The organism is Microbulbifer sp. TYP-18, assembly GCF_040932045.1.
GTDB lineage: Bacteria > Pseudomonadota > Gammaproteobacteria > Pseudomonadales > Cellvibrionaceae > Microbulbifer.
In genome coordinates, this window is record NZ_JBFRBC010000002.1 from 49,901 (window position 1) to 71,609 (window position 21,709).

The window sequence follows — 21,709 nt, forward strand, 5'->3', positions numbered from 1 at the left end:
ATTCTTTAGCTGTAAAATCACACAGTAGAATTTATAAAACAGCCACAAGAATTTTTGTCATTTTTAAATAAAATGGATTAATTCAGGGAAAACCTGGCTGACAGCAACTGATTCACAAGACGAAATCAATATCTGACATATGCCAAAAGCGGACATGCCGAGTTAGCATTTTTAGGTTACCTTGCGGGCGGATCACCACTCATTTCTTGGGCATTTTCAATGAGCGGCCTTACGATTTCTTCCCACTTTCTTGAAGAGAAAAACCAATTTCCTTCTACTCCGCGGTCAATAAATCTAGTATTCATACTCCCGTCGGCAAATCCAGGTAGGTACATATAGCCCAGCTCAACCGATGGGTCGAATTCATACGTCACCGCGTACACGCCCATCACTTCATCTTTGGATCTAGCACTCGCGATGTAGAAAGCAACTTTGTAACGGTATAATCCCGGTGGCCGATCCACAATCTTACCTTTAGACCAATCAATAAACCTACCGCCAGGCTTACTTGGGTCCAAGTAACGGGGCGGAAGCTTTACGCTACGCGCATTTCGCATACTTACACCGGGGCCATTCCAAATATTAAACTGTTTGACAATATTTGAATCAGTGATCTCGATCGGGGCCGCAAGATTTTCGCCCTCTATCTCTATTTTTGCGGTTTCACCCTTTGACCAGCCAATTGCTGGAATGAATAGAATCACCAGCCAAGCTAGTAATGCAGCATTCGGACGCCTCATGGTCACCCCTCCTTTGATTGGGGAAGGAATTCTGACATTTAAAAATTATAGTTGACCAGTCGCTCAATATCCTCTTGGAGTCGAAATCAGACACCGTCTGTCATGTGGTGTTAAGGTTTATAAAAATAAAAATCGCCAAAGGCGTTAATTTATTTATCAATACCAGATTCATTACCGTTATATTTTACCCTGTTTAAAGCCCGAAAGCTCTAGGCTTCCCCCTGGATGGGATTCGTATTAAACATATAAACGCGAATAAGCCACTCCCCATTTATCTTCTGCAGAACAAACAACTCCCGGTTTAGATCTATGGAGGTATACCCTGTTTTTATATTCACCACCGTGGCGCCGCGCTCATGGTGGGTACGCACAAAAGCCATATTTCCATGAACCTCAATACTGTCAAACTGAAAATCCGTTTCAAATTTTTCCTCTCCAAACAGACGTTTATATCGCTTGCGCCGCTCTTCAGAGGTATCATCCGTCGGCTTATTATTCCACTGGGAATAACTTTCAGGGGAAAACAAGGTTAGAATTGTTTTTGTATCTCCTGAATTCAAAGCCGTTTGATATTTCAAAATCAGATCATAAACCGCTTTTTGCTCTTTGGCGACATCAGGGTCATCAGAGCGCAGCTCCTCAGGAAAGGATTCCGCAGAAACAAAATTGACAGCAAAAGCAACCAAAAGGGAAAGGAATAATTGCCAGATAAACATTAAGCATTACCACCGTCTATAGTGCCAAAACAGGAAAACCTCTCTAATTGTGCATAATATAGCACCTCAGATCTTATTTGCCTTCACTTCTAAATATCAAATGACCCTTCTATTTTCACAGAATAGTATCGCGCCATCGAATATATTTTCTCTTCTAAGCTTGATCGATATGCGTAGAAATTTATTTATAAGTTATTGCAGAACGAAAATAACTTAAAATTTCGCTCGCGAGATTTCACAGAAATTCCGCTTCGCCAATGTTAAGCTAACGGCTTGGCACAAGCTTACACTCCAGACTGGATCTATCCCAGCCCAAGCTATCAGCGGCTGCCTCATAGGTGCTTTGCAGAAACTCCAGTAGCATTTCGTCAGGAGATGCCGCTGTTCGTACATCTTCGTAGGAAAGAATAAATTCACCCACCTCGTTGGAATAGTAGGCCTCCGGCGGTGCAACTTTGGCTTTGGGGAATTCCTCCCGTGTGGGATAGGCATAGGAGTAGAAGGATGGCCCCTTGATTGGGCCTCCGCCCAACCAAAACCCGGCACTACTTACTTCGTGGGAATAGGCTTCCTGGGCCACCCAGTCCGGGCAGTGTGCAACATGCCCCGGGTGAACCGGCGCCTCTTTACCGGAAAATCGTGTTACTGCCAGGTCGAAACTGCCCCAGAAAAAGTGGATAGGACTGCATTTTCCCATAAAGTGCGCGCGAAACTCTTTGAAAACCCGATCAATCTGTACCAATGCGCGCCAAAAGCGGGTGGCGAATTCCCGGTCATAGTGACAGTGCTTGGTATCCTTTTCGAATGGAATTCCATCACTTACTTCACTCGGTACGGTAAAGATTTTTATATCCAGCCCAAGTTTCTCGAGCACCCCGACAATATCCCCATAGAAGTCGCAAACAGGCCGGGGCTCCAGGGCTATAGACTCCTGCCCCCCATCCGTTGTCTGGATCACCAGCAGGTGGTCGAGCAGGTTGAAGTTGACTTCAAATGCCTTGCCATCATAGGGAACCAGGGACGAGCTGAGTCCCCGCGCTGTCATATAGAGGGGGACATGCCAGGAGTGGTTTGTCCAGGGTGTTTGTGCCAGTCGGATCTTGCCAACAATTTGGGTCAACATATGGAGGGTTGCTGCCGTATCCGATCCACTTTTTAAGGAGAGATCCGGCCAGTCTGCGGTATGGGACCGGTTTGGCAAGCTCATAGTCAATTCAGCCTCCTGCTATTTTGAGCTACACCAGTGTAGTACAAATCGGGCAGCTCAAGGCACAGCGGCAATCTGGCGCTCTAGCGGGCTATATACGCTTTGGAGTAGTGCAGACTATGTGCTAAAAAGCGACAATTCCCTAACTCCTCTCCACACTTGCAATAAAGTACTTCAACGCTCATTCACTTTCTCAGCCCGAAAATCCGGACAGCACAGGGTTCACAACCTTTCCCGCGCAACAGGTCTCGCGACACCCCGGACGGGAAACACAAGGGGTGCCTGTGCAACTAGATAGACATCCGTTGTCGGCGCCAGATCACAGGGTGGAGGTTTTTCAGCAAACAAGACAAAGTCCGCGGCGAGCGGCGGACTTTGTCTTTCCAGTGGAAGGGGTACGGTTTGGAGTTATCGTTTACTCTGTCAATTGATAGCGGCTACTTGAAGATTAAACTCCACTACCCTAACAGGCTGCTGAAAAAGGCATCCTGCCTGTTTCAAAACACGAAAAGCAAAAAATGTGGTTTTCGCTTTTCTCCCAAAATTAACAGCTTAGGCGTCGCCGATTTTGCCGGAATATCCATATTCCGGCAGCAAGTCAGGTGTCGAAATTCTTCGAGTTTCAACAGCCTGCTAAGGAGCTTGGACCAGACCGGCCCCATAATCATCGTCATTGCCGGGCTTGCCCAGGTCGGCGGATAATCTGGCCATCCTGGCTTCCACTTGCGCGGGGTGCATTTCGCCACCATTCTCCTGAATGATAAGCGCTGCCACTCCTGCGGCGTGGGGGGAGGCCATACTGGTGCCCACTGACCAGTACCAGCCACCGTTGCCGGTACTGAAAACAAAGTCAAATACTCCGCAAAACTGTACGACGCCTGCCACTTGGCACACATCGTTATTTTGCTGAAAGTACTCGGGATCGCCACCCGGTGCGGCAAAATCGATCAGGGACTGGCCATAGTTGGAGTAGATGGCCAGCTGATTCAAATCGCTGTTGCCCGCAGCCCAACCCCTCGGCCCGGTTGCGGAAATAGAAATGACATGCGGGGAATCGGCGGGCAGGGTAATGGTATCCCTATCTTTATCACCGTCCCTGGCGTCATTGCCGGCAGAGGTGATAATGGTCACACCGGCCTGATAGGCGTAGTTGGTGGCTCGGGACATCAAAGTTCTGAGTGCGGCGGCCCCCTCCACGCTGGCGGGAAATGAAGCTCCCAGGCTCATATTAATCACGTCCGCATCCATATTGGCGGCGTGTACTATAGCCGCAGCCACATCGCCAAATGACCCGGTACCCGCATCGCCCAGTGCCTTTAACAGAATTAAAGTCGCTTCCGGCGCAACTCCAATAACGCCAAAGCCATTGTCTGCCGCAGCCACAGTGCCCGCCACATGGGTGCCATGGCTAAAGGTATCGGCCGGGCCGTATTCGAGTCCCTCGCCGGTAAAGTCCATACTGGCAGCCAAGTCGATATTGGGCATCAGATCCGGGTGATCGAGATCATAGCCACCGTCAATCACCGCGACCCTTACGCCATTACCGGTTACACCTTTGTTCCAGGCTTCCGGAGCATTGACTGCATCATGCCCCCACTGCAGATCAAAGTAGAAATCATCGTCACCGCTGTTGGGTGGATTGCCCACATCATCGAACCCAGGGCCCTCGGTAGCCACGGGCCACTGAAAGTCAAACGTGGAATTGGCCCCCACATACTTGACGCCCGAAATTGTATTGGCGTGCGCACCAAATTCCGCATCGGCCTCCACCAGTAAAATACCAATTTCCGGGACTGCCCTTTGCACCTGGCCCCCGGCTGCCTGAATATCGCTGAGCGTATCCTCCTGGATACTATTGCCATGGGATACCAGCACCCAGGAATCTGCCTGGGCTGAGACAGAAATCACCGAGGAGAGAGCAAGCGAAGAAAATAGAGCAATACAGCTTCTGTTAAACATACAACCTCCGGTCAAAGTAGTTGTTTTTGGCTTCCCTATTGCAAACTACTGGGAGATGATTTTTCAATTGTGCGGCTATAGCGATTGCCGGATGAATTGCATCAGATGTCGCCAATGATCGAGTAGTGACAAACCCGAATAACCAAAAAAATTTCAAGCACTGAGAGCCCAGCCCTCTTCCATGTAACAGCGGCACACCCAACACAATCAAGCTATCTAACCCGGAGCAGATATTGGAAGTAAATGCATCTCACACTAAAAGCAATATAGAGTGTTATTTTTTTATATTTTTAGGATAGAAATTAGAAGGTCGGCGCCCGATTCTTTTAATGTGAAGTATGCAAAACTCTGATTTGCACATTTGTTCCAGTCGCAAACTTTTGGGTTATAATTGATATTTTCGTGAAATTATTGACAAGTATAATTTTGCTTCAACACTGACGTTTCCGGTCCACGGAAGGGAGACTCTTAAACACCGAAACTTAAAGTGCGCCTGCATGAACTACCAAATTGCAGAGAGTTATTGGCGTGGGGCTGAAAAGATAACAACACCCAACAAACTTCAATTCTGTCGCCGTAATATTGTTTACAATTCCTTTTCCAATACCCAATCACCGGGCAGACATTTGCTCTCCGGTCCCAGAATTGATTCACATTTCCTGTGAGCCTACAGCAGCTTGTTAAAAACAGGGATGCTCGGACCGCAAACCAAGCATATAACTGTTTGATTTGGGGTGGAGGGTTTGCGGGTACGTTCCGCAAACCCGGGTAGAGGAAAGCCTGGGAAGATTTTGCAGTAATCTTCTCAAGACCGGCACATAACCATAGCGACAACTCCAAGCGGAGCACTGCTTTGTACCTGGCAGTCCGGAGGCTACCGGTATCCGTTGTAATCGTCACAGCGCCGCCTGGTGCAGCCTATTCACTCCATCACTGTTATCCGGTCCACTTTCTGGAAGCCGCGCGGCAGTTTGTTGCCACGGCGACCGCGCTCTCCCTGGTAGTACTCCAGTTCACTCATTTTGATTTTGGTGTGGCGTCTGCCAGCGTGAATTACCAATTGTGCACTGCCTTCCAAAACCGCAATGCCCACTACAGTTTCCTCACGGCTGGCAGCCCGCGCAGACGGAATATTAATAATCTTATTACCTTTGCCCTTGGCCAGTTCCGGCAGTTCCGCTACCGGAAACACCAGCATACGGCCCTCATTGGTCACTGCCGCCAGCAGGGCCGAGGCCGGGTCTTCGACATTGCAGGGAGGCAATACACGGGCACCCTTGGGTAGGGTCAACAGGGCCTTGCCGGTTTTGTTGCGCGATTGCAGGTCCGCGAACCTGGCGACAAAACCGTAACCGGCATCACTGGCCAGCACCACACGCTGATTTTCGGCCCCCATCAACAACCCCTCGAAGGTGACACCGGAAGGCGGATTGATGCGCCCGCTGAGCGGGTCCCCCTGACCGCGCGCCGAGGGCAGCGTGTGGGAGGCGATGGAATAGCTGCGGCCGCTGCTGTCCAGCAATAACACCGGCTGGTTGCTCTTGCCGCGGGCGGCGAACTTGAACCCGTCGCCCGCCTTGTAATTGAGTGCAGAGGGATCTATCTCGTGGCCCTTGGCGGCGCGGATCCAGCCCTTCTCCGACAGCACCACCGTAATCGGGTCGGAGGACAACAACTCCTCCTCGCTGAAGGCTTTGGCCTCAGTGCGCGCGACAATGGGCGAACGGCGCTGATCGCCGAACTCTTTGGCGGCCTCCAGTAGTTCCCGCTTGATCAGGGTCTTCAGGCGGCGCGCACTGCCGAGTGTTTTGCTAAGCGTATCGCGCTCCTTCTCCAGCTCCGCCTGCTCGCTGCGGATCTTCATTTCCTCCAGGCGCGCCAACTGGCGCAAGCGGGTATCGAGGATATAGTCCGCCTGTGCCTCGCTGAGCTGGAAGCGGTCCATCAACTCCCGCTTTGGCTCGTCGCTGGTGCGGATAATCTCAATCACCTCATCGATATTGAGAAAGGCAACCAGTAAACCGGCCAGCAGGTGCAGGCGCTTTTCCACTTTGTCGAGGCGAAACTGCAACCGGCGGCGGGTGGTGACGGTGCGGAAACTGAGCCATTCCCCCAGGATCTTGTCCAGCGGTTTTACCTGGGGCCGGCCATCGATGCCGATCATGTTCAGGTTGACGCGGTAGCTCTTTTCCAGGTCGGTGGTGGCGAACAGGTGACTCATCACCTGCTCCAGATCGACGCGGTTGGATTTGGGCACTATCACCAGGCGGGTGGGGTGCTCGTGGTCCGACTCATCGCGCAGATCGGTAATCATCGGCAGCTTCTTGCCCTGCATCTGCTGGGCAATCTGCTCCAGTACCTTGGCGCCGCTCACCTGGTGAGGCAGCGCGGTGATCACTATGTCGCCCTCGTCCCTGCTCCAGATCGCGCGCATCCTGATCGAACCGCGGCCGCTCTGGTAGACCTTCAGCAGATCCCCGCGGGGGGTGACAATTTCCGCTTCGGTGGGCATATCCGGGCCCTGGATATAGCCACAGAGTTCCGCCACCGAGGCTTTGGGGTTCTCCAGTAACGCTACGGTAGCGTCGACCACTTCGCGCAGGTTGTGCGGCGGAATATCGGTGGCCATACCCACAGCGATGCCGGTGGTGCCGTTCAGCAGGATATTGGGTACCCGCGCGGGCAGTACCATTGGCTCGTCGATAGTGCCGTCGAAGTTCGGCTGCCAGTCGACAGTGCCCTGTCCCAGCTCCGACAGGAGCACCTCGGAATACTTGCCCATGCGGGATTCGGTGTAGCGCATGGCAGCGAAGGACTTGGGATCGTCCGGCGACCCCCAGTTGCCCTGGCCGTCGATCAGCGGATAGCGGTAGCTGAAGGACTGCGCCATCAACACCATGGCTTCGTAGACGGCGCTGTCGCCGTGCGGGTGGTACTTACCGATCACGTCGCCGACGGTGCGGGCAGATTTCTTGTGTTTGGCGGAGTTCTTCAGCCCCAGTTCGCTCATGGCGTAGACGATCCGTCTCTGCACCGGTTTCAGGCCGTCGCCGATATTGGGCAGGGCCCGATCCAGAATCACGTACATGGAGTAGTCCAGGTACGCCTTCTCGGTGTACTCCTTCAGCGACAGGCGCTCGGAAGCCTCATAGACGGAAGTGTCGGTCATACTGCGTCGATCTCAATATAGGGTTCGCCAAAAGACGAATTATGGCGGCGATTGACGGAGGGTTCAAAGTGCAGGGCGGCGGGTCGCGCGGGAATACAGATATTCCCCGCGCCGATAGCGCCAGAAGTGACGGCTGCACGGGGTTCAGGGCCGGGCCAGATCCCACCCCCAGGGCCGCCGGCGACGTTCTCAGCGGGAAAACTCCACCCGCGGCCGCCCGAAGTCCCCGCCGTCATAGTCCGGCGCACACTGAATAAACCGGTCCGGGAGTATACCGCCATCCAACAGATAGCGGCTTACCGCCTGGCTCCTCTGCTCCGCCAGCCACTCGAACTCCCGATACTTGTCGGGGCTCGGCGCGCGGTAAAAACGCTCCCGCACCTTGCGCGCGGCGCGCAGGCTGACGGCCTGGCCGGGATAGAGTGCCTGCCAGTCGCGGGCATTGGCGATGCCGCACACCCCCGGGCGCGCCACCTGGTGCCTGCGCAAAATTTCGACCGCCCGCGCCAGTTGCGCTTTGGCGTCGTTATCCAGCTCTGCGCTACCGGGGGCAAAGTCCACCGGCGCTATGCGCACCCACTGGAATCTGGCCCAGGCCCGTTTCGCCAGGGTGTAAAAGCCCAGGGGTGTGAAATAGCTGAACAGGGTCTCGAGGATAGCCTGTTGCAGCAGGTGGCTGAAAATAAAGCTGAAGGAAAATTTCGGGTCGTACAGATCGCCGCTAACGGGCATGGAAAATTTGACGTTCTGCTGGCCGTCCTCCAGCAACAGCAAGGCCACGTTGAGCGGTATCATGCTGGACTCCACCTGCAACTGGTCGCTGTCGCGCACCCGCCGTACCCGCGGCTTGTGCAGCGTGATGTCAACGCTGGCGTCCACCTTGTTGGAGCGGATTGCAATTTCGAACTGTGCGTCCATCTGCCCCTGCAAAATCTTAAACCCGAGCAGATTGGCAATATAAGGTGTGGCGGGAATCAGATTGGCGTTGAGCAGATAACCGCTAAGGCTCGCATCCCACTTTTTATTTGCCAGATAGTCGATTTCCCCCTGCACCTGCAGTTTCCCCTGCTGCCCCGGATGACCGCTGACGAACAGTCTCGCGGGCGCGTGGTGCGGGTAATTGCTTGCCCCGCGCAATAAAAGGTTTATGCCGTCCACCGGCACCCGGGCACCGAACTCACCCAAACGGTCCAGCCAGACAAAATTCCCCTCTTGCACCGCCAGTTCCTCCAGGCGATAGCGGAACCGCGGCCCCCCCGCCTCCCGCGCGGGCCTGTCCGCCCGGCTGTCCCCCCCGGTCAGCGCCGCAAAGCCGGCTCTCACCGGCAGATGTCCATCCCGGTCCCGCTCCAGTATCAATTTGGGCTGTCCCAGGGCGATACGGGACAGCTGCAGTGCCCGGCCGCTGCGCCCGTACCGCAGCTGTTCCATGCTCAGCCCCCCCACTTCGATGACCCAGGGATCCCTCTCAGCCTCAGCTCCGCGCGCTGGCCTAGCGATCAACTTCAGGTCTGCCGCCTGTAACAGGGCCAGTGTCAGCTTGTCGCCATCCCAGGAGAAGTCCTGCAACCTGGCGGACTGCAATTCCGACAGTTGCCATCCAGTGTGGTTTTGCAGCTGCAATTCCCCTAGCTGCAACTCCTGCAGGAAAAACTTCCCGCCGTCCGCCATACGCCCGTTCGCGGCCAGGCGTTCCGCGGACACACAGTGGTTCACCCGCGCAAAAACCCCATTGGGTATACAGCTTGCCAGATTTGCGACACGCATGCCGGCCACCTCCACCCCCATATCTCCGATGGTAAGGCGCACCAGCTCCATTGCGCCCAATTGCAACAGCGGGGCGGGCAGCCCCAGTGGAGGATCGGCCTGGGTCACTTGAACTCCATCCACCGCCAGGTCGCGCACCACCAGTTGGGAGTCGACGCGCTCCACAGCAGCGAAACGGACCGGACCAATCCGGTAACAGGGGTGCATCCGCCGGCCCGCCGGGCCGACTAAGGTGGCGCAGCCGCGCAACTGATTCAGGCTGCCGCTCAGGACCCGGTCCGCGCTCTGGTCCAGCACCGGCTGCTCCAGGTAGGCCTCCTCAATCCGCCAGGCATCCGGTCCACTGCCGATACTGGCTTCACGCACGGAAATCACCCCGGTGGTCGAAAAAGGCGCTTCCAAGGACAGTGTCTGGGTACCGGCCAGCCCTAACTCTCTCAAGGCGGCACAGCGCCGCCGGTCGCCACCGGCAGAGGGCGGCAAACAGCCATTCAAGTCCCGCAGGGCAAAATCCTGCAAGCGGTAGCGGCTTTCGCCGAGCCACTGCATCTGTGTCCAGGAAATACTCTGCAGCGACAGCTGCGTGTCGCCTTCACCGCTGGCAGGGTAGACCAGCGGCGATGATTCCAGGGCCGCCAACTGCAGCGGTGGCAGGCCGTCGGCCAAGCCTATACGGCTGCCCGCCTGCAAGTGCAGACTCTGTATTTCCAGGCAGGCCTCCGGCGAATCGGTGGAGGGCCACCCGGCGCCGCCACATCCCCGCAAGTCCGTCAGCTGCACAGCGCCAAACCCAAGCGCCTGTGGGGACAGGGTAAGCCCGCCCACCGCGAGACCGGCGACACTCCAGGCCTCCTTATCCACCGCGGAACGCAGCTGTATGTCCGCCATTTCGAACCCGTTGTTCCCGGTAGTGTTTAACTGTCGCAAACTCAAACAGTAGGTCGTCCCTTCCGTATCGCCGGCGGGCGGCAGACAGCCGTGCAGTTTTTCCAGTGAGAGTTTTTCCACCGCCAGTTCAGCGGGGCTGTCGCTCTGCCGGTGCCAGGCCACCTCCAAGCGCGGCACCAGCAGCCGCTCCATACCCAGTAGCTCGGTGCCATCTATATCTGTCGCCCTAATAAGGTACACAGAGGATTCCGTCACCTTGGCGACCACCTGCCGGCGGCTCACCACAAGCGCAAAGGGATTGCCAGCGCGGACGCGCCGCACCTCAACACAGCGAATACTGCCCGGCATCGCCATGCCACCGGGCCGACAGGCTTCCAACTGCTGCAGGGACAGGTCCGGCGCTTCGAAGCGAAAGTCCCCGGGGGCATAACCCAGGCGCATTGCCGGCATGCGCAACGCCTGCACTTCCAGCAGCTGCTCGCCACCGTAGCTGCGCGCCCTGGCCTCATCCAGCGACAACTCCGCCCCCTCCAGCGCAAAACCGGCTGCCGTATCCTCCCCCGCCCGGTTCCAGGCCAGTCGCAACGGCCGGCGCTGGTGCAGATTAATCAGGTCCACACAGGTGGGCATATGGGTAAAATCCCGGTACAAAGCCTCGGCCCAGCCCCGCGACAGGCAGCCGGATACCCGCGACAGGGACAGACTGTGCAGCTCGGCGCTGGGGTCCGCAATCGAACCTGGCCCACCGGCCGCCTTACTGCCCCGGGCGCGGCGCCGCTCCAGCTCCTCCGGCAACAGGCCCTTTTCCGCCCCCGGCACACCGGTGTTGGAGCGAGTTCCGGCCGCACCCGCAACTGTCCCGGACGCAAGCCCGGGGGAATGTTGCCAGAGGCCCTTGGCACCGGTCCGCACACGATAGAACCCCGCCCCGGTGTGGAGTTTCTCCACTAAAAGGCCCCCCTGGCCCCGCAAGCTATCGGCAAACAGCGCTCTTTCGGCGCGCAATTCACCCATTACCCAATAACCCCTGGCTCCCGGCTGCCAGACAAAGCCCCCATCGCCACTGAGCGCACTGACATCGGCACAGAGGGGCTCGTCGACCTGCCCCCAGATCCCGGCCGGGACACATCCCCGCAACAGTTGCGCGGAAAAGTCCTGCAACAACAGAGGACCCTCACCGCGCATGGCATCAATCTGCCGCCAATGCAGCGCACGCAACTGCAACTGTGTTTCACCGCCCCTTTGCAACCACAACCCGGCCAACTGCAGGGGACCACCGGACAGCCCCCAGGAGCTGTCTGCGGCCCGGGAAGGGAAACGCAGATCCAGACCTTCAGTCCCGTGCAAACTCTCCAGCCGCAGACAGTAAAAATCCCCCTGCGACAGACGCCCCGGCAGGCAGCCGGCGGCGCTGTCCAGGTCCAGTCCCGAGAGGGAGAGTTGACGGCTGGCGGCGCGGTAGCCGACACCCTCCAGTTGCACGGCGTTGACGGTGAAGGGGTCGCTGTTGTCCCCGGCGACGTCCAGTACCTGCGTTCGCCGCAGGCGGCCGGGTCCCACCGCCACAAGGAGGGAATCCTTCCAGTCGAAACTTACAGGAGACGGCAGTTGCAGCTTGCCAGCGCGCACACAAAAGTGCTGCCGGTGGTTGCGCCACTGTTTTGGGCACCAGTCGAACTCCCGCGCCAGGCCGAGCTGCCAATGGAGTTTTTTTTGCGCACGCACATAGGAAAAATCACCGATCGCCACCGAGCCGGCGCGCCAGTTCTGCCAGCGGCGGTTCTGGTAGCGCAGCACCAGGTCCCGCCCCTCGGCACTGTGCCAGCGCACCTCGGCGCCGGGACCAAAACCAAACTCAGCCCCCCCGCTGAGTTGCAACCGCCGGGCGGTGGCGCAGTGGCCGATCAAACGCCCCAGCGCCGGCAGTGCATCGGCCCAGCGCTGAGGCGGACAGCTGCCAAACCGGCTGAAGCGCGCATGGCCGACGGAGATCCGGTTGTCGGGCCAGGTAAAAAAACTTCGCGACAACTGCGCCCGCACCAGCACGGCGTCGGCCCTCCCGCTGCCCGCTTCCTCCGCCAGCAGGTCGCGCAGGTCGACTGCATCCGCGCCCAGCTGCAGTTGCAAGCGCTGGTCGCCGCTGCGGCGCATGTCCAGCACCCAGTCTGCGGCGCTGAGTTGACCAACACCCACACAGCTCGGGGTGGACCACTGGGGTCGGTGTCGATAGCAAACACGGCTGTCGCGAATATCCAGCCGCCCGATCTCCAGGCGCAGGTTGCGGTCGCGCCGCTCGCCGCCCGGCACCAGCGACCAGCCACCGATATCCCAGGCCCGTCCAAATTCACTGGGGCTGGACTCCAGTTCCATGGATACGCCCCGCAGGTAGACCTCCTGCGCGCGCAGGCGCCCGCGCAACAGTTGCCACCAGCTGTAATCGAGCATCAGCTCGCGGGCAGTGAATCGCTTCCCCCTTGCACCGCGCACAGACACCCCCTGCATCTGCACACGCAATTCGGGCAGAAACAGCTGCTGAGACCCCACCTCCAGCGTCAAGCCGCGTTGTTCCAGCCAGGCTTCCAGACGGTTCACCAACAGGGCGCCGGCCATAATGTTTAGGACACCGACCACCAGCAACAGACCCAGGAGCCACCACAACAGGCGCACATGACGGTGTGTCGAATTAGCCATATAGGGTGTTGGCATTATCAGTTAAGGCTTACAGAAATGAATTTCACGCAAGTCGCGGCTGCACTTGTGCCACTTAATTAAAGACCAGCGCCACTGGGGCCACCGCTTCCTTTTCGCCATAATGCACCCGCACTTGTGGCGACCCCTGTGGCAGGTGCCGAACCGATCGAACCCAGACGGAGACGACAGTTGATGCAGGCGCACCCAAATTATCAGGACCTGGTCCTCGTAGGCGGCGGACACGCCCACGCCATAGTGCTGCAGATGTGGGCCATGAACCCGCTGCCGGGCGCACGCCTGACCCTGGTTTCGCCGCAGATACAGACGCCCTACTCCGGCATGGTGCCGGGCCTGATCGCGGGGCACTACGAGTTCGACCAAACCCATATCGATTTAATGCGGCTGTGTCGGGCGGCGGGAGCGCGCTTTATCCGCGCGGCGGCGGAGCATATCGATCCGGTGCGGAGGAGAATTCACCTGCAGGGGCGCCCGGAACTGGAATACGACCTGCTGTCGCTGGACGTGGGCTCGACGCCGGTGCAGAACCTGCCCGGCGCTGAGCATGCCACTCCGATCAAGCCCGTCGGCCGTTTCTATGCCCACTGGCAAAGCCTTCAACAGCGGCTGAGAGAAAACCCCACCTCCACCAGCCTGGGCGTCGTCGGCGGCGGCGCCGGCGGTTGCGAACTGGCCATGGCCCTGGCCTGGGCACTGCGGGAACCTTTGGAGACCGGCGCTGTGCAGGTCCACCTGATTCACTCCGGTGAACAGATACCGCAAGGCTATCCGCCCATGGCCCGCAGGCTGGTGGCGCGGGAGCTGACCCGGCTAGGGGTGCACGTCCACCGCAACTGGAAAGTGTCCGCCATCACCGCCGAGGGCCTGATCAGTGACAGAGGCAAGCCGCTGCACCTGGATGAGGTGCTGTTGTGTACACCGGCCGGTGCGCCGGCCTGGTTGGCGGACTCGGGACTGGAACTGGATCAGCGCGGCTTCGTTCTGGTGGATACGCAGCTGCGCGCACTGGGGCAGACGACGGTTTTCGCCGTCGGTGATGTGGCCAGTTTTGCCGCCTCTCCGCTGCCCAAGGCGGGGGTCTATGCTGTGCGCCAGGGACCTGTGTTATTTCACAATTTGCGCGCCGCCCTCAGCAATAGCCCCGCGCGGCAATACCGCCCGCAAAGACGCTTTCTGAGCCTGCTGTCCTGCGGCGGCAGGCGCGCGGTCGCGGTGCGCAACGGACTGGCGTTCGCGGGTGAACTCCCCTGGCGCTGGAAAGACGCCATCGATCAAAAATTCATGCACCGCTTCAGCGATCTGCCAGTGTCGATGAGCGAATCCACCGCCGGGGCGTCTCAACCGCGCCCCCGGCAGGGTATCGATCAGCGGGAGGGAGTCAGTCTGGCAGCTATGCGCTGCAATGGTTGCGGCGCAAAAATCGGGGCGGGGGTTCTGTCCGCTGCACTCCGGCGCCTGCCCCGGCAACAGTCGCGCTACCTGCTGCGTGGAGTCGGCGATGACGCCGCGGTCATGGAGCTGCCCCCGGACCAGCTGCTGGTACAGAGTTCCGACCAGTTGCGGGCGCCGGTCAGCGACCCCTGGCTATGCGGCCGCCTGGCGGCGCTGCACGCACTGTCGGACCTGTTCGCAATGCACGCTCAGCCCATTGCCGCCCAGGCACTGGCGACCCTGCCCACCGCCGCCGCGGAACTCACCCAGCGGGACCTGTACCAGTTGCTGCGGGGGGCAGTTTACGAACTCAACCGACACCACTGTGTCCTGAGCGGCGGCCACTCCGCGGAAGGCACGGATCTGCAACTGGGTTTCACAGTGAATGGACTGGCGCAGCCGGGTGGGGTTGTGGAGAAGACCGGATTGCGTGCTGGCGATTGTCTAATCCTCACCAAACCCCTGGGGGTCGGCACTATTTTCGCCGCTGAGGGACAGGGCCAGGCACAGGGCCGCTGGGTCGCCCGGGCGATCGATTCCATGCTGCAAAGTAACGACACGGCCGCCCGCGTTTTCGCTGCCCACAGCGCTCACGCCATGACCGACGTCACCGGCTTTGGACTCTTGGGACACCTGCTGGAGATGCTGGGCGACCGGGTCGATTTGCACGTGACGCTGATTGCGGACCGGCTGCCGGTGCTGGAAGGCGCTGCCTATTGCATCGAACAGGGCTGGCTTTCCAGCCTGGCGCCACAGAACGCTGAGGCCATGGACCGCATTGCCAACCCCCAGGAGTGGCGGTGCATACCGCAGGCCGCGCTGTTGATAGACCCGCAAACCTGCGGTGGGTTACTGGCCGCCGTACCCGCGGCCGGGGCGGAGGCATGCCTGCGGGAATTGCACCAGGCGGGACTGGAAAGCGCTGCCATTGTAGGATGTGTCACTGAAATCAACCAGGCCGACCGGGAGGATGACGCATCCAACCAGCGGCCTGTACGGTTGCTGCGTAGCGGCGACTGGCGGCAGCTGCTAACCCACAATTACCCCCCCAGCCGGTGAAGTAAGGCAGGCCCGGACCCCGATAATCTGGGAGCAAAGCTGTTGGGCGAAAGCCCGGCCGTTATCGGCGGCAAAACTGCACCGCTATCTTCGCTGTGGGAGTCGGATTTAGGTAATCGACAGGGAGACCCCCAATGAAAAATATCGTGATCGTCGGCGGTGGCGCCGGCGGCCTGCAACTGGCCACCCGCCTGGGCCATTACTTCAGCTTTTCGCCCCTGCTGAAGCGGCGCCTCCAGACACCGGTGGCCAGTGTGACCCTGGTGGACAGAAACCGCACCCATATCTGGAAACCCCTGCTGCACCAGGTCGCCACCGGGGCACTGGACACCAGCCTGGACGCCCTCAACTACCAGGTGCACGCGCGGCGCAACGGCTTCCGGTTTGAACTGGGCGCGCTGCAAAAACTCCACCGGGAACGCAAAGCCATCGAACTGGCGCCGGTGCAGGACGAGGATGGCCGCGAGCTGGTCCCGGCCCGCGAAATCCCCTACGACCTGCTGGTGCTGGCACTGGGCAGCCAGAGCAACGATTTCAATACCCCCGGTGTGCGGGAGCACTGTGTGTTTCTGGACAGTGCCGAACAGGCGCGCCGTTTCCACCGCCAGTTGCTGGACCGGTTCCTGCAGCTGGAAACCCACATCACCGAGCAAATACAAGTCGCCATTGTCGGCGGTGGGGCCACCGGGGTGGAACTGGCCGCGGAGCTGATGGATGCAACGCGCCAAATCGGCCGCTACGGACATATCCCGCGGGGTTCGCTGCAGGTGACGTTGCTCGAGGCCGGGCCCCACTTGCTGCCGGCGCTGCCGCCGCGTCTGGGCAACAATGCCGAGCGCGAGCTGAGCCGCCTGGGTGTGCGTGTGTTGACCGGCTGCACCGTGGCGCGGGCCGACGACAGGGGGCTGGTCACTACGGAGGGGGAATTCATTCCAGCCTCTCTGCGTCTCTGGGCCGCCGGGGTAAAAGCCGCCGACTTCCTTTCACAGCTGGACGGGCTGGCTACCAACCGCCTCAACCAGATAGAAGTCACCCCCGAGCTGGTCTCCATCACCGATGCGGATATCTTCGCCATCGGGGACTGTGCCGGCTGTATCGACAGCGCCTCGCAGCGGGTGCCACCCCGCGCCCAATCCGCCCAGCAAATGGCGGTCACTGCGGAGAAAAATCTCATCGCCAGGATCGAAGGCCGGCCTCTGCAACCTTTCCGCTACCGCGACCGCGGCTCTCTCGTGTCCCTCAGCAAGTACACTGCGGTGGGCAACCTGATGGGCGCGCTGGTAAAGGGCAGCCTGACCATCGAGGGGCGTCTGGCGGGTCTCGCCTACCGTTCCCTCTACCGTATGCACCTGGCGGCGATACACGGCTGGCCCAAGGCGATGCTGATCTACCTGATCGGCCAGGCCAACCGCTTTGTGAAGCCGCCGCTGAAACTGCACTGAGTAGCGCGCTAGAATCCCATCCAACGCCGGGGCGCCGTTCTGTCACCCCGGCCTTGCACCCCGGAGAGCAAATGCAATACCAGCAGATAGTGGTCCTGACCGGCGCCGGGATTTCCGCCGAGTCCGGCATCCGCACCTTTCGCGACGCCAACGGATTGTGGGAAAACCACCGCCTTGAGGATGTGGCCACACCGGAGGCCTTCCTGCGCGACCCGGCACTGGTACAGCGTTTTTACAATGCGCGCCGCCGGCAGCTGTTGTATGGGGACACGGCGCCCAACCCCGCCCACAGGGCACTGGCAAGACTGGAAAGGGAATTTAACGGCGAGTTTTTACTGATCACGCAAAACATCGATGACCTGCACGAGCGCGCCGGCAGTCACAATCTGATCCATATGCATGGGGAGCTGTTGCAGGCCCGCTGCAGCAGCAGCGGCACCCTGTTTCCGTTACGGGAAGACTTGTCCACAGAAGCCCTGTGCCAATGCTGCCAACTGGCCGGCACCCTGCGCCCCCATGTGGTCTGGTTCGGTGAAATGCCGCTGGAAATGGAGCGGATATATGAAGCACTGAGCCGCTGCGACCTGTTTGTCAGCATAGGGACATCCGGCAATGTGTACCCGGCGGCGGGTTTCGTCGAATGCGCTAACTTGGCCGGAGCCCACAGTGTCGAACTGAACCTGGAGCGGTCCGAGGTGGGCGATGCTTTCGCCGAGCACCGCTACGGCCCCGCCTCAGAAGTGGTGGAAACATTTGTCCAGCAGTTACTGGAACCCCGCAACCCATAGAAAAACCGTCGCGCTGGACAGTCTGCTACCGGAATATGGATGTTCCGGCAAAATCGGCGACGCCTAAGTCGTTGATTTTGGGAGAAAAGTGAAAATCACATTTTTCGCTTTTCGTGTGTTGAAAAAGGCAGGATACCCTTTTCAACAACCTGCTAGGGTTTACAACGCGCAGTTTGGTTTCGAAATGGCAAAATGGAAGCAATCCGCTACCAACTACACCAGCCTTTCAGCGGCGGCATATCCTGGTACCCTATTAATGCGACACCTTATTAGGGTGCCGCATTAATAAAATAATTATACAAATCTATTTGATTGCCCTACCTGGCCCGGGAATTCAGATCTTCCACTCCTGCACAGTTTCCAGACCATGCTCCTCGATCCATTCGTTCAATTGCTTGGGATTGCGCTTTTTCTTCTCGATGGTGGCACCGGTATAGGGATTGCGATAGTGGCCGGTCTCCAGTTTTGGCTCACTCGGCTTGGCGGTCGCGGCGCGTTTACGGCGGGGCGTTTCGCTGCTTCTCTTAAGCGAGCGGGCCACACGCGTCTTCAGGGTCTGGACATAATCCGGCGCGTTTTCATTATCCAGTTGCGCCACCAGCCATTCAACGATTTGCTCCCCGCGCGCGACGTATAGCTCCTCCTCCTCCATTTTGTATTCGGCTGCCAGGTTTACCAGTGCTTTATCAAAAGCGATCACACCCGCCTTCCTGTGTTCCGCCAGGGCCTTTTGCTCCTGCAATTCCTCGATCTTTGCCTGGTGTTCAGCAATCTGCATCTCGATCTGATCGTACTCTTGAAACATTAAAACAACCTCATTGGGACCATAATTTTGATAATTAAGTATAAATTCCGGGCACCACCTGACTGCGGCCCGGCTATTCGTAATAACGAACATTTGCCCGGGTTATTGACCCGACAAACAAACCACTCGTCGGATCAACGCGGCACAGGGCGGTGCCACAACCAGCCAAATGCCGGCTGACCCCTGAAATACAGGCAAATCCTCGGGATTACGCCGGTATTTCAAGAGCGATCATCAGATAAGTCACATACGACTTATTTGATCCCCGGATTAACAGCAATTGTCATTGCGGACAAAACCGTATTGACGTCGCGATTGCAATATGCAATGGCTATACGGGTATCATCCTAATTAAACTGTCAGTGGAATTAACGGCACTGATATAACCACATGAGCCTTTGCAATACCGTTACCGTTACTTCGCTTTCCGGAGTTTGGAGTCGCCTTACGCAAAACATTCAAGGCACCACGACCGACTGCAAGTAAATTCTCCTGGTCGTCGTTGCGCATAATAAGGGCTTTGCGTCAGATATCAACCGCTAATGACACTATTGTAGCCGGCAATTATCATTTGATAAGGGGATATGTGCCACCTGTGATATACATGTGATATTTGAAGCTTGGTCGAACGCCATTACTGACCTAAGCTTCAATTCGAACCACAACAGCTCCAGATGCCATGTCCAGAAAGCGAGATATGCACCATATTCCGACCCTGGCGGCACTAATGACGCCGTTTCCCTACCATATCGATATTAACGCCACTGCGGAGTCGGCGCTGGCGCTGATGGAAGAACACAATGTGCACCATCTGCCAGTGACCCGCGATGGCGACTTGGAAACGGTCATATCCCGCAACAATATCGAACGGGCCAGTTCCCCCGGTCACCGGCTGGAGGAACAGCAACTCTATGTCTCCGACCTCTGTGCGCGACGCCCCTACATAGCCGACATTCACGACCCCCTGGACCGCATACTGCTGGCGATGGCCGATACCGGTATTGGCTCGGTCCTGGTGATGCGCGAGGGCGACCTGGCGGGCATTGTCACAGTCACCGACGCCCTGCGTTTTTGTGGCAACTATCTCGCCGAGCTGGCGCAACCGGTGGACGACTCCGTCGCCTGACAGCTGGCGCCGGCCGCAGTTACAGCGGCCACACCCACAACAGCATGGGCACGCTGACCAGCACCACCAGAATTTCCAGCGGCAGGCCCATGCGCCAGTAATCGCCGAAACGGAAGCCCCCCAGACCCAGTATCAACATATTGTTCTGGTGCCCCACCGGGGTCAGAAACGCACAGGAGGCGCCTATGGCCACCGCCATCAGGAAACTGTCCGGATTCGCCTGTAGCTGCTCCGCGACACCGATGGCGATGGAACACATCACCGCTGCCGTGGCGGCGTTGTTCATAAAATCCGACAGGGTCATAGTGATCACCAGAATCAGCACCAGCGCCACCAGCGGCTCTCCCTGAGCCAGGGTATCCAACAGGCCCTGGGCCACCAGGTCCGCGGCGCCGGTGGTCTCCATCGCCTCCGCCACGGTGATCAGCGCACCCAGAAGGACCAGCACAGAGCCGTCGATGGCGTCGTAGACACCCCGCCAGGGCACCACTTTCAGGGCCATGAAAGCCAGTACACAGGTGGCGAAGGAGATGGCGGCAGGCAGCAGGCCGAAGGTGGCCCCCGCCACCGCCAGGGCCATCGCCACCAGTGCCACCGCCGCCTTTTCCTTGTTGGGGATACTGATATCGCGAAACGCCAGCGGCACACAGCCCTTGTCGGCGGCCAACGTATTGATGTCGTCGTCGGTGCCCATCATCAGCAGCGCGTCCCCGGCCAGCAGCGGTGTGGAACGCAGTCGCCGCACAGTGCGCCGCCCCTGGCGGGACAGGGCGAGCAAATTGACTTCGTAATGACTGGGCAGGTGGAGGTGCTGCACGGTTCGGCCGATCAGGGACGAATCCGGCATCACCACCAGTTCCCGCAACTGCACCTCTTCGCCACCGGTCGCTCTGTCCCTTTCCTTGCCGCGCTTGGTCGCGCCTCTTATTTTCCCGTCGGCGTCCGCCGCGACGGACTTCCCCGCACTGCCCCTGGCCTCCGCCTCCCGCGTCCTCTTTTGCGCATCGCCCTGGGCGGGGCCCCCGGCCAGGGTTAAACCAAGGCTCGATATAACCGATGCAAGCGCCTCCGGCTCCGCTTCGATCACGAGAATATCACCGGCGTTGACACGCTGCCCCGCGCGGGCGGCGGCAACCCGCGCGTCGTTGCGCACTATACCGACCACCTGCGCGTCCTCCTCCACCAGCAGGCGGGTGATCTCCCACACCGTTTTGCCCGCGGCGGCACTCTTCTCCCCCACCAATGCCTCGGTAAGGTAGGTGCCAGTATCAAAAGTGGCGGCACCCACCTGACCCCGTGCCGGCACCAGCCGCCAGCCGATCAGGCACACGAACAGCACCCCCACCATAGCCACCACCAGCCCCACCGGCGTGAAGTCGAACATGCCGTAGCTGCCGACCCCGGCGGTGGCTCGAAAACCTGAAACTATGAGGTTTGGCGGCGTACCGATGAGAGTGGTCATGCCGCCGAGGATGGTTCCAAAGGAAAGGGGCATCAGCACTTTGCCGGGCGGCAATTCATGCTTCTCCGCCACATCCGCGGCCACCGGCATCAGCAGCGCCAGGGCACCGACATTGTTCATAAATCCCGATAGCAACGCTCCCACGCCGGTGAGCGCACCGATCGCCAGCACCTTGCCGCCACCGCTGGGAATCATCCGCTGGGCCAGCGCATCCAGTGCCCCGGTGCCCTGCAGGCCGCGGCTGAGCACCAGTACACAAGCCACGGTAACCACCGCCGGGTGGGCAAAACCGGCAAAGGCGTCCTGCGGATCGATCAGGCCGGTAAAGACACAGGCGAGCAGGGATGCGAGGGCCACCATATCGTGCCGCCAGGCCCCCCAGATGAAGAGGGCCACGGTAACAGCGAGAATCACCAGGATGATCAGTTGAGCTGCGGTCAT

The 21,709-nt window shown here is 58.7% G+C and carries 12 protein-coding genes; 4 read left to right on the forward strand and 8 right to left on the reverse strand.

What is annotated here, in order from left to right; genetic code table 11:
* Positions 1-176: 176 nt before the first annotated feature.
* The 6 genes from ABVT36_RS02445 to ABVT36_RS02470 form a co-directional block, all read right to left on the reverse strand.
* Complete coding sequence (locus tag ABVT36_RS02445; protein ID WP_368455102.1) at positions 177-740, reverse strand: hypothetical protein; 564 nt, start codon at positions 738-740, stop codon at positions 177-179.
* Between the two features lie 209 nt (positions 741-949).
* Positions 950-1,456 (reverse strand): hypothetical protein, encoded by a 507-nt coding sequence (locus ABVT36_RS02450; RefSeq protein WP_368455103.1) that lies wholly within the window; start codon positions 1,454-1,456, stop codon positions 950-952.
* 265 nt (positions 1,457-1,721) lie between these two features.
* Complete coding sequence (locus ABVT36_RS02455; protein WP_368455105.1) at positions 1,722-2,663, reverse strand: DUF5996 family protein; 942 nt, start codon at positions 2,661-2,663, stop codon at positions 1,722-1,724.
* Between the two features lie 633 nt (positions 2,664-3,296).
* A complete protein-coding gene (locus ABVT36_RS02460; RefSeq protein ID WP_368455106.1) occupies positions 3,297-4,622 on the reverse strand; it encodes a S8 family serine peptidase in 1,326 nt (441 codons plus the stop codon).
* A 922-nt stretch (positions 4,623-5,544) separates the two neighbouring features.
* Positions 5,545-7,791 (reverse strand): DNA topoisomerase IV subunit A, encoded by a 2,247-nt coding sequence (gene parC / locus ABVT36_RS02465; RefSeq protein ID WP_368455107.1) that lies wholly within the window; start codon positions 7,789-7,791, stop codon positions 5,545-5,547.
* 189 nt (positions 7,792-7,980) lie between these two features.
* Positions 7,981-13,137 carry a DUF748 domain-containing protein gene (locus ABVT36_RS02470; protein WP_368455108.1) on the reverse strand — a complete coding sequence of 1,719 codons (5,157 nt, stop codon included), beginning with the start codon at positions 13,135-13,137 and terminating at the stop codon, positions 7,981-7,983.
* Between the two features lie 192 nt (positions 13,138-13,329).
* Between ABVT36_RS02470 and selD the strand changes: the two genes are divergently transcribed.
* From selD to cobB, 3 genes are all read left to right on the forward strand, one after another.
* The gene (gene selD / locus ABVT36_RS02475) at positions 13,330-15,645 is read left to right on the forward strand and encodes a selenide, water dikinase SelD (protein ID WP_368455109.1); all 2,316 of its coding nucleotides are present in this window, start codon (positions 13,330-13,332) and stop codon (positions 15,643-15,645) included.
* Between the two features lie 134 nt (positions 15,646-15,779).
* The gene (locus ABVT36_RS02480) at positions 15,780-17,087 is read left to right on the forward strand and encodes an NAD(P)/FAD-dependent oxidoreductase (protein ID WP_368455110.1); all 1,308 of its coding nucleotides are present in this window, start codon (positions 15,780-15,782) and stop codon (positions 17,085-17,087) included.
* A gap of 71 nt (positions 17,088-17,158) precedes the next feature.
* Positions 17,159-17,875: a Sir2 family NAD+-dependent deacetylase gene (cobB, locus tag ABVT36_RS02485; protein WP_368455111.1), complete on the forward strand. Its 717-nt coding sequence runs from the start codon at positions 17,159-17,161 to the stop codon at positions 17,873-17,875.
* Positions 17,876-18,209: 334 nt separating this feature from the next.
* On the opposite strand, the gene ABVT36_RS02490 is transcribed toward cobB, so the two are convergent.
* A complete protein-coding gene (locus tag ABVT36_RS02490; RefSeq protein WP_367149637.1) occupies positions 18,210-18,680 on the reverse strand; it encodes a hypothetical protein in 471 nt (156 codons plus the stop codon).
* A 679-nt stretch (positions 18,681-19,359) separates the two neighbouring features.
* Here ABVT36_RS02490 and ABVT36_RS02495 point away from each other — a divergent pair.
* Positions 19,360-19,806, forward strand: a complete 447-nt coding sequence (locus tag ABVT36_RS02495; RefSeq protein WP_367149638.1) for a CBS domain-containing protein — start codon at positions 19,360-19,362, stop codon at positions 19,804-19,806.
* Positions 19,807-19,825: 19 nt separating this feature from the next.
* On the opposite strand, the gene ABVT36_RS02500 is transcribed toward ABVT36_RS02495, so the two are convergent.
* On the reverse strand, positions 19,826-21,709 hold the full coding sequence (locus ABVT36_RS02500) for an SLC13 family permease (protein ID WP_368455112.1): 1,884 nt from the start codon (positions 21,707-21,709) through the stop codon (positions 19,826-19,828).

Coding starts and splice junctions, on each gene's coding strand:
- parC (WP_368455107.1), bottom strand. CDS start 7,791: ATGACCGACACTTCCGTCTATGAGGCTTCCGAGCGCCTGTCGCTGAAG.
- ABVT36_RS02500 (WP_368455112.1), bottom strand. CDS start 21,709: ATGACCGCAGCTCAACTGATCATCCTGGTGATTCTCGCTGTTACCGTG.
- cobB (WP_368455111.1), top strand. CDS start 17,159: ATGCAATACCAGCAGATAGTGGTCCTGACCGGCGCCGGGATTTCCGCC.
- ABVT36_RS02470 (WP_368455108.1), bottom strand. CDS start 13,137: ATGGCTAATTCGACACACCGTCATGTGCGCCTGTTGTGGTGGCTCCTG.
- ABVT36_RS02450 (WP_368455103.1), bottom strand. CDS start 1,456: ATGTTTATCTGGCAATTATTCCTTTCCCTTTTGGTTGCTTTTGCTGTC.
- ABVT36_RS02445 (WP_368455102.1), bottom strand. CDS start 740: ATGAGGCGTCCGAATGCTGCATTACTAGCTTGGCTGGTGATTCTATTC.
- ABVT36_RS02460 (WP_368455106.1), bottom strand. CDS start 4,622: ATGTTTAACAGAAGCTGTATTGCTCTATTTTCTTCGCTTGCTCTCTCC.
- selD (WP_368455109.1), top strand. CDS start 13,330: ATGCAGGCGCACCCAAATTATCAGGACCTGGTCCTCGTAGGCGGCGGA.
- ABVT36_RS02495 (WP_367149638.1), top strand. CDS start 19,360: ATGTCCAGAAAGCGAGATATGCACCATATTCCGACCCTGGCGGCACTA.
- ABVT36_RS02480 (WP_368455110.1), top strand. CDS start 15,780: ATGAAAAATATCGTGATCGTCGGCGGTGGCGCCGGCGGCCTGCAACTG.
- ABVT36_RS02455 (WP_368455105.1), bottom strand. CDS start 2,663: ATGAGCTTGCCAAACCGGTCCCATACCGCAGACTGGCCGGATCTCTCC.
- ABVT36_RS02490 (WP_367149637.1), bottom strand. CDS start 18,680: ATGTTTCAAGAGTACGATCAGATCGAGATGCAGATTGCTGAACACCAG.